Source organism: Coprococcus sp. AM11-30B (assembly GCF_027674365.1).
Classification (GTDB): Bacteria; Bacillota; Clostridia; order Lachnospirales; family Lachnospiraceae; genus Allocoprococcus; species Allocoprococcus comes.
The window spans coordinates 64,603-81,939 of sequence record NZ_JAQDVB010000014.1; the positions used below are offsets into that span (position 1 = coordinate 64,603).

Here is a 17,337-nt window from a genome sequence, read left to right on the forward strand (position 1 = left end):
CATTGACAAATCAATAGACCACTCATTATAATAAATGTAATCGATGAGACAATAGAAGAAATGCTATGACAAGGAGGAGTATATAATCTTCGGAAGCAAAGAGAGAAGGCGGATGGTGTAAGCCTTCATGAAGGGATTGTAGAAGTAGCCTTTGAGCAGCGGACTGAACGGGAATTTCTCAAGTAGACTTCGACGTAGACCCTACGTTACAGGGGAATAGTATCGAACATTTCTATGGTTCTGTACTTGCGTGAGAGCAGAGAAGCAGCTTCTCTGAAGACAGGTGGTAACACGGATTTTATATTCGCCCTGAACGGTCAGCCGTTTAGGGCGTTTGTTATTCTATATGACTATGATAAAAATTTGGCGATCATCTGTATAGAAAATTCATGGAGGTAGATTTATGAAAAAAATATCAGGGAACAAATTACTTGTAAAAGCATTAAAAGAGGAAGGGGTAGATATCCTTTTTGGATATCCGGGAGCCTGTACAATTGATATCAGTGATGAAATTTACAAACAGGATTACACAAAAGTTGTACTTCCGCGTCATGAACAGGCACTTGTCCATGCTGCAGATGCTTACGCCAGATCAACAGGAAAAGTCGGGGTATGTCTGGTAACAAGCGGACCGGGTGCAACCAATCTGGTGACAGGAATTGCAACGGCAAATTATGACAGTGTACCGCTGGTATGTTTTACCGGACAGGTTGCGAGACATCTGATCGGAAATGATGCATTCCAGGAAGTTGATATCGTAGGTATTACAAGAAGTATCACAAAATACGGTGTGACAGTAAGAAAGAGAGAAGATCTGGGAAAAATCATCAAAGAGGCATTCTATATTGCGCGCAGCGGACGTCCGGGTCCGGTTCTTGTGGATCTCCCGAAAGATGTAATGGCAGAGCTTGGAAGCCCGAATTATCCGGAGACAGTCAATATCCGCGGATATAAGCCGAGTACCGGTGTTCACATCGGACAGCTTAAGAGAGCAGTCAAGATGCTTGGAAAAGCAAAGAAACCGTTGTTCCTTGCCGGTGGTGGGGTAAATATTGCAGGAGCGAATAAGGCGTTTACCGAACTTGTAGAACGTACCCAGATCCCGGTTGTGACAACGATCATGGGACGTGGTGCGATTCCGACAACGCATCCGCTTTTTATCGGTAATCTGGGGATGCACGGTGCATATGCATCCAATATGGCAGTGGAAGAATGCGATCTGCTGTTCTCGATAGGGACCAGATTTAACGATCGTATCACCGGAAAACTGCATGCATTTGCACCGAAGGCTACGATCGTACATATCGACATTGATACTTCCTCCATCTCACGTAACATTCAGGTAGATATTCCGATCGTTGCGGATGCAAAAGAAGCAATTGAAAAATTATTGGAATATGTAGAACCAATGGAGAAAAAAGAAAGCTGGATGGAACAGATCGAAGGCTGGAAAGAGGAGCATCCGCTTAGGATGAAACCAAAGGGAGACCAGATGCAGGCTCAGGATATTCTGGAGACGATCAATGAAGTGTTTAAAGAGGATGACAAGATTGTTGTGACAGATGTAGGACAGCATCAGATGTTCACATCCCAGTATCTGGAAGTGAATGAAAAGACCAGACTTTATATGTCCGGCGGACTTGGAACCATGGGATATGGATTCCCGGGAGCAGTCGGAGCGCAGATTGGCAATCCGGACAGTACGGTGATTGCAATTTCCGGTGATGGCGGTATGCAGATGAATATTCAGGAATTTGCAACAGCAGTGCTGGAAGAACTTCCTTTGATCCTCTGTGTATTTAACAATACCTATCTTGGAATGGTTCGCCAGTGGCAGAAACTTTTCTATGGAAAACGCTATTCTATGACGGATCTTCGTGCAGGCGCAGCGACAAGACGTGGAGAAGAGCATCCACCGAAATATACGCCGGACTTTGTAAAACTTGCAGAAAGCTATGGGGCAAAGGGAATCCGTGTAACCGAAAAATCCGAGATGAAAGCAGCATTTGAACAGGCAAAAGCAAACCGTGCACTGAAGGTGCCGACTCTGATCGAATTCATGCTGGATCCGGAAGTGCAGGTTTATCCGATGGTACGTCCGGGCGGAACCCTGGAAGATCTTTTGATGGATTAATGGAGAGGAGAGGTGAAGATGGATAATACAATGAAAAAAAGATGGATTTCCTTATATGTGGAAAATCAGGTTGGTGTACTTTCAAAGATTTCCGGACTCTTTTCCGGTAAATCCTATAATCTGGAGAGTCTGACGGTAGGTAGAACAGAAGATCCGACTATCTCCAGAATGACGATTGAGACGAACAGTGATGAAGAGACTTATGAGCAGATCAAAAAACAGCTGAACCGTATGGTTGAAGTCATCAGAGTCATTGATTTTACAGAAGTATCTGTTGTTATGCAGGAGCTGATGTTTATCAAGGTAAAAAACTGTACACCGGAAGATAAGACAGAGCTTTTCCAGATTGCGCAGACCTATCAGGCAAAGGTACGTGATTATGGAAAAGACAGTGTACTTCTTGAATTTGTACACACGGCACATAAAAATACAGCGATCATCCAGTTTCTACGTTCTGAATTCAATTCAATTGAAGTTGTAAGAGGCGGAAGTGTGGGGATTGAAGCGATCACAATGCCAAAAAGATAAAAAAATCAAAAAAAACAGAGCGCACTCTTGAATTTGAAAAACAGAAGTAATATAATAGCGATATGTAATCCGTAGGATTTAAAATACGGGAAGCAAAAATTATAATTTAGATATATGTTACTGTAAGAAGCAACAAGGGAATGGAGGAATTACAATGGAAAAGAAACAGATTGACTGGTCAAGCATAGGATTTGGTTATATCCCGACCGAAAAGAGATATGTTTCAAATTACAAAGATGGAAAGTGGGATGATGGATGCCTGACAGAAGATGCCAACATTGTATTGAATGAGTGTGCAGGTGTTCTGCAGTATTCCCAGTCAGTATTTGAAGGTATGAAGGCATACACAACAGAAGACGGACGCATCGTTGTATTCCGCCCGGATATGAACGCAAAGAGATTTGCTGATTCCGCAAGAAGACTTGAGATGCCGGTATTTCCGGAAGACCGTTTTGTAGATGCGATCGTACAGGTAGTAAAAGCCAATGCGGCTTATGTACCACCTTATGGATCAGGAGCGTCCCTTTATATCCGTCCATATATGTTCGGAAGCAATCCGGTTATCGGAGTTAAACCTGCTGACGAATATCAGTTCCGTGCATTTGTAACACCAGTAGGACCATATTTCAAGGGCGGCGCAAAGCCGATCACAATTAAAGTCTCAGACTTTGACCGTGCAGCACCGCATGGAACAGGACATATCAAAGCTGGTCTTAACTATGCAATGAGCTTACATGCAATTGTAACAGCACATGAAGAAGGCTATGCAGAGAATATGTATCTGGATGCAGCAACAAGAACAAAAGTAGAAGAGACAGGTGGAGCAAACTTCATCTTCGTCACAAAAGATGGTAAAGTAGTTACTCCGAAATCAAACAGTATCCTTCCATCTATTACAAGACGTTCTATTCTTTATGTGGCAGAACATTATCTTGGACTTGAGACAGAAGAAAGAGAAGTATATCTTGATGAAGTAAAAGACTTTGCAGAATGCGGACTTTGCGGAACAGCAGCAGTTATTTCACCGGTTGGAAAGATTGTAGATCATGGTAAAGAAATCTGCTTCCCAAGCGGAATGGATGAGATGGGACCTGTTATCAAGAAATTATATGAAACACTTACCGGAATTCAGATGGGACACATCGAAGCACCGGAAGGATGGATCCAGGTGGTTGAATAATGGATAAATTCGTTACAAAGCGAAATGATCTGCTCGCTGAGCAGGTGATAAAGAATTTGAAGTCCCGTCAGATGGAGGGACATTATGTACAGACCAAAGAAGAGGCACTTGCCCTTGCACTGGAGCTGATTCCGGAAGGAAGCAGCATCAGTTGGGGAGGGTCTATGAGCATTAAGGCAATTGGTCTTCCTGAAGCACTTCATAAAGGAAATTATAAAGTGCTGGACAGAGATCTGTGTGCGACACCGGAGGAAAAAGCAGAGATGATGCATCAGGCACTTAACTGCGATTATTTTCTGGCAAGCTGTAATGCAATCTCGGAAGATGGGATACTGGTTAATATAGATGGAAATGCAAACCGTGTGGCAGCTATTTCTTACGGACCGGAAAATGTTCTGATGATCGTTGGCATGAACAAAATTGTAAGAAGTGCAGAGGATGCATATGCCCGTGCAAAGTATGTGGCAGCTCCGATTAACGGACAGCGTTTTGAAGGGCTTCCGTGTGCGAAGACAGGTGTCTGTTCCAACTGTAAATCTCCGAAAAGTATCTGCTGTCAGACACTGATTACAAGATTCAGCCATGTTCCAAACAGAATAAAAGTGATTTTGGTGAATGAAGAACTGGGATTCTAAAAAATACGAAGAGAATCAGGGAATTTCCCCTGGTTCTTTTTGTGTCTGAAAAAGAAAATGCGTTACTGGTCACAGGTACTGTGAACAGTAAAGAAAATTCCAAAAGGGAAAAGTTCTCATTAGAATATGACTTTCCTAGAGGAAAATCCTGTGTTATACTATAAAATAATCTGGATGTCAGGATGCGCAGCGGAGTGGTCCGTGGACATCGGTCAGTGCTGCTTATGGGCATTGATGGCGAATCGAAAGAGAGGAACAACAGAGTATGGAAGCGTATACAAGCTTTGCACGTGTATATGATACCTTCATGGATAATATTCCCTACGAAGAATGGTGTGAATATCTCACCGGTCTTATGAGAGAATATGGTGTCAGGGATGGACTGGTACTGGATCTGGGGTGCGGTACCGGGAACATGACAGAATTGCTTGCAAAGGCAGGATATGATATGATTGGTGCGGACAATGCGGAAGAGATGCTGGAGATCGCAATGGAGAAACGAGACAAATCCGGTCATGATATTCTGTATCTTCTGCAGGATATGAGAGAGTTCGAACTGTATGGTACGGTAAGAGCTGTCATCAGTGTCTGCGATTCGGTCAATTATATTACAGAGCCGGAAGAACTTCAGGAAGTATTCCGCCTGGTCAACAATTATCTGGATCCGAAAGGTGTTTTTATTTTTGATTTTAATACACGTTACAAGTATGAAGAGATTCTTGGGGATCGCACAATTGCGGAGAACCGGGAGGAATGCAGTTTTATCTGGGACAACTATTATTACGAAGATGAGAAGATCAATGAATATGATCTGAGTCTTTTTATTGAGACAGATAAGGACAGTGGGCTTTATCGCAAATATGAGGAGACGCATTATCAGAGAGCGTATACGCTGGAGGAGATGAAGAAACTGATCCGGAAGTCGGGGCTGGAATTTGTGACAGCATACGATGCATTTTCAAAGAATGCGCCGATGGACACAAGCGAGCGCATTTATGTGATCGCAAGAGAACAGGGAAAATAGAACAGGAGAGAATTGTTATATGAAAGATTATATTGTAAGAGCAACTGCGGGAGACGGACAGATCCGTGCATTTGCCGCAACAACCGGAAATCTGGTGGAAGAGGCAAGAAAGAGACATGACACAAGTCCGGTAGCAACAGCGGCACTTGGAAGACTTCTGACGGCAGGAGCAATGATGGGAGGCATGATGAAGAACGAGACAGATGTGCTGACGCTTCAGATCAAAGGTGATGGACCACTTGGCGGAATTACGGTGACTGCAGATGCAAAAGGTGACGTGAAAGGATACGTCGATCATCCGGAAGCAATGATGCCGCCTAAGAATGGCAAGCTGGATGTTGGAGGAGCTGTTGGAATCGGTCTTTTAAATGTTATTAAAGATATGGGACTGAAAGAACCATATGTTGGACAGACTATTCTGCAGACAAGTGAGATCGCAGAAGATCTGACGTATTATTTTGCAACCAGCGAACAGGTTCCGTCTTCTGTGGGCCTTGGAGTATTGATGAACAAGGACAACACTGTACACTGTGCAGGTGGATTTATTGTGCAGGTAATGCCGTTTATATCGGATGAGGTGCTGGATAAACTGGAAGAGAATATCAAGAAGATCTCTTCTGTTACCAGTATGCTGGATAACGGACATACACCGGAGCAGATGCTGGAGCAGGTACTGGATGGCCTGAATGTGGAATTTACAGATACAATGGATACACAGTTTAAATGTAATTGTTCGCATGAGAGAATCGAGAAAGCCATCATCAGCATCGGAAAGAAAGATATCCAGGAAATGATCGATGACGGAAAAGAAGTAGAAGTAAAATGCCATTTCTGCAATATGGCGTATACATTTAGTGTAGAAGAACTGAAACAGATTTTAAAACAGGCAAAAAGATAAAGAGGTAAACGCATGAAACAGGGATTTATCAAAGTTGCAGCGGTCACAGTTGATATTCGTGTGGCGGATGTCTGGCACAACTGTAAGGAAATCTGCAAACGTATGAAAGAAGCTGAGAAGGCTGGCGCAAAGATCATTGTTTTTCCGGAGCTTTGCCTGACCGGGTATACTTGCAGCGATCTTTTTACACAGGATATACTGTTAAAAGAGGTGCGCAGAGCACTTGCAAAAGTTGCAGAAGAGACCAGGCATACAGAAGCACTTGTATTTGTTGGGCTTCCACTTGCAATTGATGGAGAGCTTTATAATGTTGCGGCCGCATTAAATGACGGAAAGATCCTTGGCTTTACAACCAAGACATTTCTTCCGAATTATGGGGAATTTTATGAGATGCGTCAATTCCGTCAAGGACCGAAAAAAGCAAGAGTGATTTCTTATGAAGGGGAAGAAATCCTGTTTGGGCCGCAGATCCTGTATCAGGCGGCAGAGATGGATGATCTGGTCGTATCGGCAGAGATCTGTGAGGATGTCTGGTCACCAATCCCGCCGAGTATTGAGGCGGCAAGAGAAGGCGCGATCATCCTGGTCAACTGTTCAGCAAGTGATGAGACGATCGGAAAGGATAGTTACCGGGAGGAACTGATCAAGGGACAGTCTGCAAGACTGATTGCAGGTTATGTCTATGCAAATGCCGGGGACGGAGAGTCTACAACGGATGTGGTATTTGGTGGACACAATATTATCGCAGAGAATGGGACGATTCTGAAAGAAGCAAAGCGGTTTGCCAACGAGATGATCGTCAGTGAGATTGACATTTTCCGTCTTTTAAGTGAACGGAGAAAAAATACAACTTTCCAGACAACGGAAGAACGTCATCTTCCAAAAGTACTGTTCCACATAAGTGTGGAAGAGACAGCACTTACCAGAAGCTTTGCACAGACCCCTTTTGTTCCACAGAATATGGCAGAGAGGGAAAAGCGCTGTGAGGAGATTCTGATGATCCAGGCAATGGGACTGAAGAAGCGTCTGGTGCATACTCACTCGAGAACAGCAGTCGTTGGAATTTCCGGCGGTTTGGATTCAACGCTGGCACTGCTTGTGACGGCAAAAGCGTTTGACATGGCAGGAAAAGACCGCAAGGATATCATTGCAGTGACGATGCCTTGCTTTGGTACGACAGACAGAACCTATCAGAATGCCTGCCTGATGTCGAAGAAGCTGGGAGCCACTTTGAAAGAGGTGCCGATCGCGGATGCGGTCCATGTGCATTTCCGTGATATCGGACATGATGAAGAGGTACATGATGTGACCTATGAGAATTCACAGGCAAGAGAGCGTACCCAGGTGCTGATGGATATTGCTAACCAGGAATGGGGCATGGTCATCGGAACCGGAGATATGTCGGAGCTGGCTCTTGGGTGGGCGACTTATAATGGAGATCATATGTCTATGTACGGAGTCAATGCATCTGTTCCGAAGACACTGGTACGCCATCTGGTTCAGTATTATGCGGATACCTGTGAGGATCAGGAGCTGAAAGAGGTACTTCTGGATGTTCTTGACACACCGGTAAGTCCGGAGCTTCTTCCACCGAAGGATGGCGAGATCGCCCAGAAGACAGAAGACCTTGTAGGTCCGTATGAACTGCATGATTTTTATCTGTATTATGTTCTGAGATTTGGTTTTGAACCGTCAAAGATCTATCGGCTCGCAAAGCTTGCATTTGAAGGAACTTATGACAGTGAGACGATCATGAAATGGCTGAAGACCTTTTACCGAAGATTTTTTGCACAGCAGTTTAAGCGCTCCTGCCTGCCGGACGGACCGAAGATCGGTACGGTGGCACTTTCTCCGAGAGGAGACTGGAGAATGCCGAGCGATGCGTGTGCGGCAGTCTGGATGCAGGATCTGGAAGCACTGAAGAAATAGAAAAGAATGTACAGGGGGTACATTCTCGCATAAAGTGTCAGTGATACTTATCAGGCAATGATAAAGGGAAGTCTGCGAAAGTGCAGGCTTCCCTTTTTTAAATTATAATTTTTAAAGCTTGATATTTTTAAACAGATCCCCAAGGCTGGTTCCGATTGCTTCTACTTTCGGAATTTCTACGTGTTCCAGCTCTTCCTCCTGTTCTTTTTCAGCATCTTCGGCAAGAGCCTTGATACTGAGGCTGATCTTACCGTCTTTGATACCGATGACTTTGACATCTACTTCGTCCCCAACGTGAAGTACCTGGTCTGCTGATTTGATTCTCTGAGTACTGATCTGGGAAATGTGAACCAGACCGGAAAGACCGTTCTCGAGACGTACAAAAGCACCGTAGGACTGAAGCGATTCAACGGTACCTTTTACAACACTTCCAACCTGTACAGATGCAAGTTTTTTTGCATCTTCTGCTTTTTTCTGTTCTCTTAAAATCTCACGTGCAGATAAGATCAGACGTCCTTCTGCCTGGTTTGCTTCGATCACGCGGACATCAATTTCTTTTAGAAGATAAGTCTCCAGATCTTCGATATAAGAAAGAGAAAGGCGGGATGCCGGGATGAATCCTCGAAGTCCTTCGACCATGGCGATGACACCACCATTTACGATTCCTTCTACTTTTACGTGAAGATTGGTTCCTTCTTCCTGATAACGTGCGACCACATTCCATGGATTGGCATCATCGAAATGTGCTTCGTAGTCTGCCATGCTTTCTGTCTGTTCCTGTAATTTTTCGTTTTCCATCTTAACACCTCTGTTAGTTTATTTTTCTGAACGTATGCTCAATATGTTTATTAGTATAACACATTTTTGTATAGATAAAAAGTATGGATTCCAGATGGTTAGACGGTTAAATTGTGCTTAATGAGAAAAAATCGTTATTATGTACGAAAATTGTGGTAAAAATTTGTGTATATTTTGAATAGTAAAATTTGTGAAAAAAATTGACAAAAGAAAAAATAAATTGTATATTATCAACATAAGGACATGTTAAGGGCAGTGTCCTAAACTAAAAGGCAAAGGAGAATTTAAAATGAAGGGAAACGTGAATTATCTGGAACTGGCAAACAGCCCTCTGATGTGGGTGGGTGCCGCAATAGCAGTAGGAATCGTAGTTTTTCAGTCCGTACTGTTTTTCAGGAAGTCACTCAAAGCAGCAAAAGAGATTGGAATTGAACAGGAAAAGATCAATATGGCAATTAAGAGTAGTGCCATTTCCTCAATTGGACCATCTATTGTAATCCTGGTAACAATGATCTCCCTGATCGTATCAATGGGAGCACCTGTTTCATGGATGAGACTTTCTTTCATCGGATCCGTTAACTATGAAGCAATGGCAGCCGGATTTGGCGCACAGGCAATGGGCGCTACACTGGAGAACCTGACACCGGTTGCATTCGCCTGTGGTGTATGGACCATGATCTGTGGTTCACTTGGATGGCTGATCTTCACACTCCTTTTCACAGATAAGATGGATAAAGTAAATCATCTGATGTCAAAAGGAAATTCCAAAATGGTTCCGATCATTTCAGCAGGAGCGATGCTTGGTGCATTTGCAAACCTTGCATCAGGAAACTTCTTCAACGAAAAGAATCAGTTTGCATTTGGCGGAGCACCGGCAATCGCAACAATCGTAGGATGCATTCTTATGATGACCCTGACAAAGTTAGCGAAAGAAAAGAATATTGGATGGCTCAGAGAATGGGCCTTTGCAATTTCCATGTTCTCAGGCATGCTCATTGGTTACATCTGGAACACTGTATTTTAATAGGAATGAGAGGATAAAGATATGAATAAAGAATACTACAACAAAGTCTATATACCTGATATTGTTAAATGGGGAAAAATCACCATGTTATTAGGTATCATTACATGTTTTGGACCGGCACTTGTTATCTCAGTTGTATACGGATATATGCCACCGGTATCCGCAATCATTGCAGGTACAATCGCACAGATCAGTGTAAGTGGAGCATTTTATATTGTAGAACCGATTTCCTATTTCCCGATTCTTGGAATCCCGGGAACTTATCTGACATTCCTTTCAGGAAATACATCCAACATGCGTGTTCCGTGTTCTTCTGTTGCACAGGAAGCAGCAGGCGTTGAAATGGGGAGTGACAAAGGTTCTGTTGTATCAACCATCGGTATTGCTGTATCGATCATTGTAAATATTGTGATTCTGACAATCGGAGCAATTGCAGGAAACGCAATTATTGGTATGATGCCAGAAGGATTCAAGCAGGCCCTCAACTTCCTTCTTCCGGCACTTTACGGAGCTGTATTCGGACAGTTCGCAATCACAAGACCGAAGCTTGGTGCTGTAGCGGTTGTTATCGCATTTGCAATGAACTGGCTGATGAAAAACGGATTCTTATCCTTCTTCCCTGGAACACCGTCATACGTTGTTATCCTGGTAGCCGTATTTGGATCTATTTTCGCAGGAAAGATTATCTACAAGAAAGAGCTTGAGGACTAAGTCCGGAAAGGAAAAAGATGTTATCGAGAGAAAGATTACAGGAAAGATTTATTGAGATGATCAAGATCTACAGCCCGTCAAAAGGGGAAAAAGAGATGGCGGACTGGATAGAAAACTGGCTGAGAGAGCGGAACATTCCGTTCCAGTCAGATCATGCCGGGGAAGCTTATGGTGGAAACGGCAGAAATATCGTTGCATTTGTAAAAGGAAATACGAAGGAACGTCCACTTGGATTTGCAGCACATATGGATCAGATTGAGCCTTGCAGAAATGTAAATCCGGTGATCAATGGAAACATCATCAGTACCGACAAGACAACAACACTTGGCGGAGATGACAAAGCTGGAATTTCAGCAATCATGGAAGCGGTAGAAGATATCATTGAAAGCGGTGTACCGCACAGAGATATTTATCTTGTATTTACCTGCTCCGAAGAGATCAGTATGATGGGAACAAAGCACATGGATATGTCTATGCTGCCATGCAAGGAATTGGTTGTTGTAGATGCAACCGGTGGAGCAGAGACTCTCGCATACAAAGCACCGGCAATGGAAGCGATTGAGATTACTTTCAAAGGAAAGAAAGCGCATGCCGGAATTGAACCGGAAAAAGGAATCAATGCAATTGTTGTGGCATCAAAGGCAATCAGTAAGATGCACATCGGACGTATTGATTATGAGACAACCTCTAATATCGGACATATTGAAGGTGGATCTGCAACCAACATCGTAACAGATGAGGTTACATTTACCGCAGAGATCCGTTCACACAGTATGGAAAAGCTGGCTGCAGAGGTTACACATATGGAACAGTGCTGCAAGGAAGCTGTAGAGGAAATGGGAGCCTGTTATGAGATGAAGCATGAGATGGCTTACCCGGTCCTGTCGCTGGAAGAAGATTGTGAATTGATCCAGGATACTGTAAATGCAATGGCAGAAGAAAGAATTACAGCAAATAAAATGATCATCGGTGGCGGAAGTGATGCAAATGTGCTTGCGGGACACGGATATAAGAGCGTCATTTTGGGATGTGGAATGATCAATGTACACACAGTAGAAGAAGCGCTTGATACAGATGAGACCTGGAAAGTGACAAAAGTACTGAGAAGACTGATGGGTGCAGAATAGGAGGACGACATAGATGGAAAAAGAAGAACTGAAGCAGAGATGTCTGGACGCGATTGACGCGAACAGAGATTTGATCATTCAGCTTGGTGATGATGTATATAAAACGCCTGAACTTGGCTACAAAGAATTTAAGACTACAGAAAGAATGATAAAGGCATTTCAGGAGATTGGAGAAGAGCCGGAGACGGAAATTGCATATACTGGCTGTAAGGTTTCAACTCCGAAAAAAGGGAATACAAGAATTGCTGTGATCGGAGAGCTGGACTGTATCCAGTGCAAAGAACATCCGGACAGTACGCCAGAAGGAAATGTTCATGCCTGCGGTCATCATGCACAGCTTGCAGATCTGTATGGATGTGCGATTGGTCTTTTAAGATCCGGAGTGATGAAGGAACTGGGTGGAGCGGTTGATTTTATTGCGATCCCTGCGGAAGAATGCGTAGATTATGATTATCGCGACAGTCTGATCCGTGAAAATAAGATCAGTTTTTACGGCGGCAAGCAGGAATATTTAAAACGTGGTGGCTTTGATGATGTGGATATGGCATTGCAGTGTCACATGATGGAAATTGGAAATGGCAGGCATTGCGTGATTGATACCGACTGCAACGGATTTGTGACAAAGACGGTAACATTTATCGGAGAAGCTGCGCATGCAGGTTTCGCACCACATGAAGGAATCAATGCGTTAAATATGGCAGAGTTGGCACTGAACAACATTCATGCACTCCGTGAGACTTTTCAGGAGAAAGAAAAGGTTCGTGTAAGTGCAATCATTACAGAAGGCGGAGATCTGGTAAATGTAGTTCCTGCTGTTGTGAAGATGCAGATCATGGTACGTGCTTTCACAATTGATGGAATGCTGGATGCCAGTAAAAAAGTGAACCGTGCGTTAAAAGCCGGAGCACTTGCAATCGGAGGAAAAGTCGAGATTGACGATAAGATCGGATATCTTCCGATGAATACCAACCGTGAGCTTTCAGCATTATATAAAGAAAATATGATCGAATATACAGGGGCGGAAAAAGATTCATTTGTAGAGCTTTATGAGACAGCAGGTTCTACAGATCTGGGGGATCTTTCTCAGTTCATGCCGTGTATGCACATCTGGACAGAGGGAATAACCGGAGGACTTCACTCCAAGGATTACCGTCTTGCGGACCCGGAACTTGCTTATATCGTTCCGGCAAAGATGATGGCGCTTACGATCATTGATCTTCTTTATGATAACGCAAAAAAGGCAAAACAGATTCTTGACAATTTCAAACCGACGCTGACAAAAGAAAGTTATCTGGAATTAAAAAAAGAGCATTCTAAGCTTGTGGTTTTTGATGGCTCTGAGTTATAATAAAAAGGAATCCCGTTTGAGGGGTTCCTTTTTTAAAGCAATTATTCAGATATATAGAGAGAAGCTGCCAACGGCAGGTTCTCTGGATAGAAGATCGCAATACGGGGGACAAATTTGTGAAAGTTGGAGTTATCGGATCAAAATCATCTTGTGAGGTTGTTAAGAAGAGTATAAAAGAAATCGACAGTTCAGTAGAAGTAGCTTCTTATGAAGAGGAACAGGTTAACCGAAGTGACCGGCTGATTGAGGAATGTGAACAGGAGTGTGATGCGGTACTGTTTACGGGCTGTGCGATCGAAAGTTTTGTGGGGAGAAACTATCATTTCACCAGGCCGCATGTGTCGGTGGAAAAATCGGTAATCAGCATTGCGGGAGCATTTCTGCAGATGCAGAAAAGTAATATTGAACTGGATGCATTTAGTATTGATATTGTAGAAAAACAGGTCATTGAGGATTTGCTGGATGCATTTGACATCCTGGCAAGAAACATTTATTCCTGTCCGTTTCAGGCAGGAGTGGAAGAAGAACAGTATGTGGAGTGGCACATGAAGCTTCTGGATGAAGGAAAGATCAATGTGGCACTGACTTCTCTTCGGTGGGTGTATAAGACACTGCAGGAAAAGGGATACCATGCAATTTATCTGCCTCCGACCAGGGCAAAAGTGAGAGTGGCACTGGAAAAATTAAAAAATGAATGTGCGCTTCAGGAAGCAGAATATGCGCAGGCAGCAGTTGAGATTTTTCAGCTGACGGATTATAAGAGCAGAGAAGAGAATTATTATTCAAGTATGCTTGCAAAAGCAGATATTGAAAAAGAAATCATCAAATATACAGAAGGGATTCAAGGTGCAATTTTTGCATCAGGAAGAAGAGAATATATTGTATTTTCCAATTCCGGGGCTGTACAAGAAGAATTTAACCAGCGGAAGCTTCTGAATCTGCAAAAAAAAGTGCAGGAGGAGAAGAAAATCAGCCTGAATGTAGGGATCGGAACCGGAGGCACGATGAATGACGCGGAAATGAACGCAAGACGTGCACTGGATTTTTCCCTGAAAAATGCAAAGCAGGAGATTTTCTGGATTGATGCCGGTCAGACACAGCACGGACCGCTTGGAAAGGAGATCCAGCTGGAATATCAGCTCATTTCTTCCGATCCGAAGCTACGGAAAATTTCAGAAAAAACCGGGCTCAGCACAACGTCAATTCTGAAGATCATTGCCATTGCAGATGTAAGAAAAAGTTATATTTTCGATGCACATCAGTTGGCGGAGTGTCTGGGAATTACGGTCAGAAGTGCGCGCCGGATCATGAATAAGATCATGGAAGCCGGTTATGGAAAAGTGTATGCAAAGAAGACAGCGGCAGAGGGTGGCAGACCGAAGGCACTGGTAGAGATATTGTTTAAAATTTAGTGTAAGTGGTCTTTTATCCGAACAAGGGTTGACGAACAGTAAAAAAAATGGCATTCTGAAAAATAAAGGAACAAGAGATAGTAATGGAGTAATGGAGTAATATAAAATGGATCAGAAAAAACCAAAGAAAGTATATGTGATCGGACATAAAAATCCAGATACAGATTCTATCTGTTCGGCAATTGCATATGCAAATCTGAAAAATAAAATCACAGGAGAAAAATACATAGCGAAAAGAGCGGGCGAGGTAAATGGTGAGACAGCATATGTTCTGGATAAATTCCAGGTAAGTGTGCCGTCTCTTCTGGACAATGTACACCTTCAGGTAAAAGATATGGATATCCGTCATATTGAGGGTGTATCTGGTCACATGTCCATTAAAGACGCATGGGCAAGAATGAAAGATGAGAATATTAAGACACTGCCGGTAACAAGAGGTGAGAAGCTGGAAGGGCTGATCACTATCGGAGATATTGCTACGTCATATATGGAAGTGTACGATAATAATATCCTTGCAACAGCGAGAACCCAGTACCGCAATATCGTCAAAACACTGGACGGAACACTGATCTCCGGGAATGAGCATGGCTATTTCCTGAATGGAAAAGTTGTCATTGCCGCATCCAGTCCGGATCTGATGGAGAATTTTATTGAGAAGGATGATCTTGTCATTCTTGGAAACCGTTATGAGTCACAGCTGTGCGCGATCGAGATGGATGCAAGCTGTCTGGTCATCTGCCAGGGAGCCAATATTTCCAAGACGATCAAGAAGATGGCAGAGGAGAGAGATATCGTGATTATTCAGACACCACATGATACCTTTACTGCTGCAAGGCTGATTAACCAGAGTATTCCGGTCAAGTATTTTATGAGCCGTGATAATCTGGAGATTTTTCATTTGAATGATTATGTGGAACATGTGAAAGAAGTTATGTCAAAGACGAAGTACAGAGATTTCCCAATTCTGGATAATAAAGGAAAGTTCTGTGGTTTCCTCTCCAGACGAAGACTTATGACATCCCGTAAAAAACAGGTGATTCTTGTGGATCATAATGAAAAATCACAGGCTGTGAATGGAATTGAAGAGGCAGAGGTGCAGGAGATCATTGATCATCACAGACTGGGCGGTCTGGAGACAATCGGACCGGTATATTTCCGGAATCAGCCGGTTGGATGTACCGCTACGATCATTTACCAGATGTATCAGGAAAGCGGTGTAGAGGTAGAGCCACAGATGGCGGGACTTCTGTGCTCTGCAATTATTTCGGATACGTTACTGTTCCGTTCACCAACCTGTACGATGGTTGATCAGGCGGCAGCAGAGGCACTGGCGCGGATAGCCGGGATTGATATGGAAGAACATGCAAAAGAGATGTTCAATGCGGGAAGCAATCTGCGTGGCAAATCCGTAGAAGAGATCTGTTTCCAGGACTTTAAGGTGTTCAATGTAAAAGATATCATGTTTGGAGTCGGACAGATCACATCCATGAATCAGGATGAACTGGATGAGGTGAAAGGACGTCTGATCCCATATCTGGAAGAGGCGAGAAAGACCCAGGGACTGCATATGTTGTATTTGATGATGACTAATATTCTGGAAGAGTCTACAGAACTCCTTTGCTGTGGTGAAAATGCAAAGGAACAGGTTCTTGAAGCGTTTGAACTGCCGGGAGATACGGAAAAAATTCTCCTGAAAGGTGTAGTATCAAGAAAGAAACAGATGATCCCTGTTCTGGTAACTTACCTGCAGCAAAAATAAAAACAGATAACTTTATAGGAGAGATGGCTTATGGCAAAACAGATCTGGAAGCCGGGAAATATGCTGTATCCACTGCCTGCAGTTATGGTCAGTGTGGCAGATAAAGAAGGCAATCCGAATATCATTACCGTGGCGTGGGCGGGAACGGTCTGCACAAACCCGCCGATGGTTTCGATTTCCGTGAGACCAGAGCGGTATTCTTATCACATGATCGATGAGACCGGAGAATTTGTAATCAATCTGACGACGGAAAAACTTGCGTATGCAACGGATTATTGCGGTGTGCGTTCGGGAAAAGATGTGGACAAATTCAAAGAGCTGCATCTGACACCGGAAAAGGCAGAATATGTGAGTGCGCCACTGATTGCGGAGAGTCCGGTCAACATCGAGTGTAAGGTGGTCAAAAAAGAAACACCGGGATCGCATCATATTTTCCTTGCCGAGGTAAAAGCGGTTCATGTAGATGATGCCTATATGGATCAGAAAGGGCGATTTGCATTGGAAAAGACCGATCCGATCGTATATGTGCACGGACAGTATTATAGTCTGGGTAAGTTGCTCGGAACATTTGGCTATAGCGTGAAAAAGCCGACAAAGAAGAATGGAAAGAAAAAGAAGAAATAAAAACAGAAAATCCTCTTGACAAAAAAATGACAGAGGGTATATGCTGTGTAAGTAGAAACTCAAGGGCGAGACTGCTAAGGTGCGGTCTCGTCTTTTTTCATAGGAAATTCCGAAGGAACTTCCTATGAAACAAAAGGCACTGCGTGCCGGAGATGCGCACTCGCACGAAGATGAAGAATGTCGCAAGCGGTCTACGCTCTGCTTCG

15 protein-coding genes and 1 other annotated feature are annotated in these 17,337 nt (G+C 43.5%); of the genes, 14 read left to right on the top strand and 1 reads right to left on the bottom strand.

Going from position 1 to position 17,337, the window contains the following annotated elements; genetic code table 11:
- Positions 1-56 precede the first annotated feature (56 nt).
- Positions 57-315: a binding site (T-box leader), on the top strand.
- Between the two features lie 88 nt (positions 316-403).
- The 7 genes from ilvB to PGU50_RS10665 all read left to right on the top strand — a co-directional run bounded on the left by ilvB (position 404) and on the right by PGU50_RS10665 (position 8,328).
- Positions 404-2,134 carry a biosynthetic-type acetolactate synthase large subunit gene (ilvB, locus tag PGU50_RS10635; RefSeq protein ID WP_195368475.1) on the top strand — a complete coding sequence of 577 codons (1,731 nt, stop codon included), beginning with the start codon at positions 404-406 and terminating at the stop codon, positions 2,132-2,134.
- 18 nt (positions 2,135-2,152) lie between these two features.
- Complete coding sequence (gene ilvN / locus PGU50_RS10640; protein ID WP_022221140.1) at positions 2,153-2,662, top strand: acetolactate synthase small subunit; 510 nt, start codon at positions 2,153-2,155, stop codon at positions 2,660-2,662.
- 154 nt (positions 2,663-2,816) lie between these two features.
- On the top strand, positions 2,817-3,842 hold the full coding sequence (locus PGU50_RS10645) for a branched-chain amino acid aminotransferase (protein ID WP_008369610.1): 1,026 nt from the start codon (positions 2,817-2,819) through the stop codon (positions 3,840-3,842).
- Positions 3,842-4,477, top strand: a complete 636-nt coding sequence (locus PGU50_RS10650; RefSeq protein ID WP_022221141.1) for a lactate utilization protein — start codon at positions 3,842-3,844, stop codon at positions 4,475-4,477. The genes PGU50_RS10645 and PGU50_RS10650 overlap by 1 nt, the downstream gene beginning before the upstream one ends.
- A gap of 241 nt (positions 4,478-4,718) precedes the next feature.
- Positions 4,719-5,501, top strand: coding sequence for a class I SAM-dependent DNA methyltransferase (locus PGU50_RS10655; RefSeq protein ID WP_270246951.1), 783 nt, complete (start codon positions 4,719-4,721; stop codon positions 5,499-5,501).
- Between the two features lie 19 nt (positions 5,502-5,520).
- Entirely contained in the window at positions 5,521-6,399 is an 879-nt protein-coding gene (gene hslO / locus PGU50_RS10660) for an Hsp33 family molecular chaperone HslO (RefSeq protein ID WP_022221143.1), read from the top strand.
- Between the two features lie 12 nt (positions 6,400-6,411).
- Positions 6,412-8,328: an NAD(+) synthase gene (locus PGU50_RS10665; RefSeq protein ID WP_022221144.1), complete on the top strand. Its 1,917-nt coding sequence runs from the start codon at positions 6,412-6,414 to the stop codon at positions 8,326-8,328.
- A gap of 111 nt (positions 8,329-8,439) precedes the next feature.
- On the opposite strand, the gene PGU50_RS10670 is transcribed toward PGU50_RS10665, so the two are convergent.
- The gene (locus PGU50_RS10670) at positions 8,440-9,126 is read right to left on the bottom strand and encodes a S1 RNA-binding domain-containing protein (RefSeq protein ID WP_022221145.1); all 687 of its coding nucleotides are present in this window, start codon (positions 9,124-9,126) and stop codon (positions 8,440-8,442) included.
- A gap of 289 nt (positions 9,127-9,415) precedes the next feature.
- On the opposite strand from PGU50_RS10670, the gene PGU50_RS10675 reads away from it, so the two are divergent.
- The 7 genes from PGU50_RS10675 (at position 9,416) to PGU50_RS10705 (ending at position 17,131) form a co-directional block, all read left to right on the top strand.
- On the top strand, positions 9,416-10,150 hold the full coding sequence (locus tag PGU50_RS10675) for a DUF5058 family protein (protein ID WP_022221146.1): 735 nt from the start codon (positions 9,416-9,418) through the stop codon (positions 10,148-10,150).
- Positions 10,151-10,171: 21 nt separating this feature from the next.
- Entirely contained in the window at positions 10,172-10,861 is a 690-nt protein-coding gene (locus PGU50_RS10680; RefSeq protein ID WP_195254753.1) for a hypothetical protein, read from the top strand.
- Between the two features lie 17 nt (positions 10,862-10,878).
- A complete protein-coding gene (locus tag PGU50_RS10685) occupies positions 10,879-11,988 on the top strand; it encodes a M20/M25/M40 family metallo-hydrolase (protein ID WP_022221148.1) in 1,110 nt (369 codons plus the stop codon).
- Between the two features lie 13 nt (positions 11,989-12,001).
- A complete protein-coding gene (locus PGU50_RS10690; RefSeq protein WP_195254751.1) occupies positions 12,002-13,336 on the top strand; it encodes an amidohydrolase in 1,335 nt (444 codons plus the stop codon).
- A 116-nt stretch (positions 13,337-13,452) separates the two neighbouring features.
- Positions 13,453-14,748, top strand: a complete 1,296-nt coding sequence (locus tag PGU50_RS10695; RefSeq protein WP_270246944.1) for a GTP cyclohydrolase IIa — start codon at positions 13,453-13,455, stop codon at positions 14,746-14,748.
- A gap of 106 nt (positions 14,749-14,854) precedes the next feature.
- A complete protein-coding gene (locus PGU50_RS10700) occupies positions 14,855-16,507 on the top strand; it encodes a putative manganese-dependent inorganic diphosphatase (protein WP_022221151.1) in 1,653 nt (550 codons plus the stop codon).
- 30 nt (positions 16,508-16,537) lie between these two features.
- Positions 16,538-17,131: a flavin reductase family protein gene (locus PGU50_RS10705; protein ID WP_022221152.1), complete on the top strand. Its 594-nt coding sequence runs from the start codon at positions 16,538-16,540 to the stop codon at positions 17,129-17,131.
- Positions 17,132-17,337 lie beyond the last annotated feature (206 nt).

What these genes read in the sequence shown, in the direction of transcription:
- PGU50_RS10700 (WP_022221151.1), top strand. Translation starts at nt 14,855, where the DNA reads ATGGATCAGAAAAAACCAAAGAAAGTATATGTGATCGGACATAAAAAT.
- ilvN (WP_022221140.1), top strand. Translation starts at nt 2,153, where the DNA reads ATGGATAATACAATGAAAAAAAGATGGATTTCCTTATATGTGGAAAAT.
- PGU50_RS10705 (WP_022221152.1), top strand. Translation starts at nt 16,538, where the DNA reads ATGGCAAAACAGATCTGGAAGCCGGGAAATATGCTGTATCCACTGCCT.
- hslO (WP_022221143.1), top strand. Translation starts at nt 5,521, where the DNA reads ATGAAAGATTATATTGTAAGAGCAACTGCGGGAGACGGACAGATCCGT.
- PGU50_RS10675 (WP_022221146.1), top strand. Translation starts at nt 9,416, where the DNA reads ATGAAGGGAAACGTGAATTATCTGGAACTGGCAAACAGCCCTCTGATG.
- PGU50_RS10690 (WP_195254751.1), top strand. Translation starts at nt 12,002, where the DNA reads ATGGAAAAAGAAGAACTGAAGCAGAGATGTCTGGACGCGATTGACGCG.
- PGU50_RS10645 (WP_008369610.1), top strand. Translation starts at nt 2,817, where the DNA reads ATGGAAAAGAAACAGATTGACTGGTCAAGCATAGGATTTGGTTATATC.
- PGU50_RS10685 (WP_022221148.1), top strand. Translation starts at nt 10,879, where the DNA reads ATGTTATCGAGAGAAAGATTACAGGAAAGATTTATTGAGATGATCAAG.
- ilvB (WP_195368475.1), top strand. Translation starts at nt 404, where the DNA reads ATGAAAAAAATATCAGGGAACAAATTACTTGTAAAAGCATTAAAAGAG.
- PGU50_RS10650 (WP_022221141.1), top strand. Translation starts at nt 3,842, where the DNA reads ATGGATAAATTCGTTACAAAGCGAAATGATCTGCTCGCTGAGCAGGTG.
- PGU50_RS10680 (WP_195254753.1), top strand. Translation starts at nt 10,172, where the DNA reads ATGAATAAAGAATACTACAACAAAGTCTATATACCTGATATTGTTAAA.
- PGU50_RS10665 (WP_022221144.1), top strand. Translation starts at nt 6,412, where the DNA reads ATGAAACAGGGATTTATCAAAGTTGCAGCGGTCACAGTTGATATTCGT.
- PGU50_RS10670 (WP_022221145.1), bottom strand. Translation starts at nt 9,126, where the DNA reads ATGGAAAACGAAAAATTACAGGAACAGACAGAAAGCATGGCAGACTAC.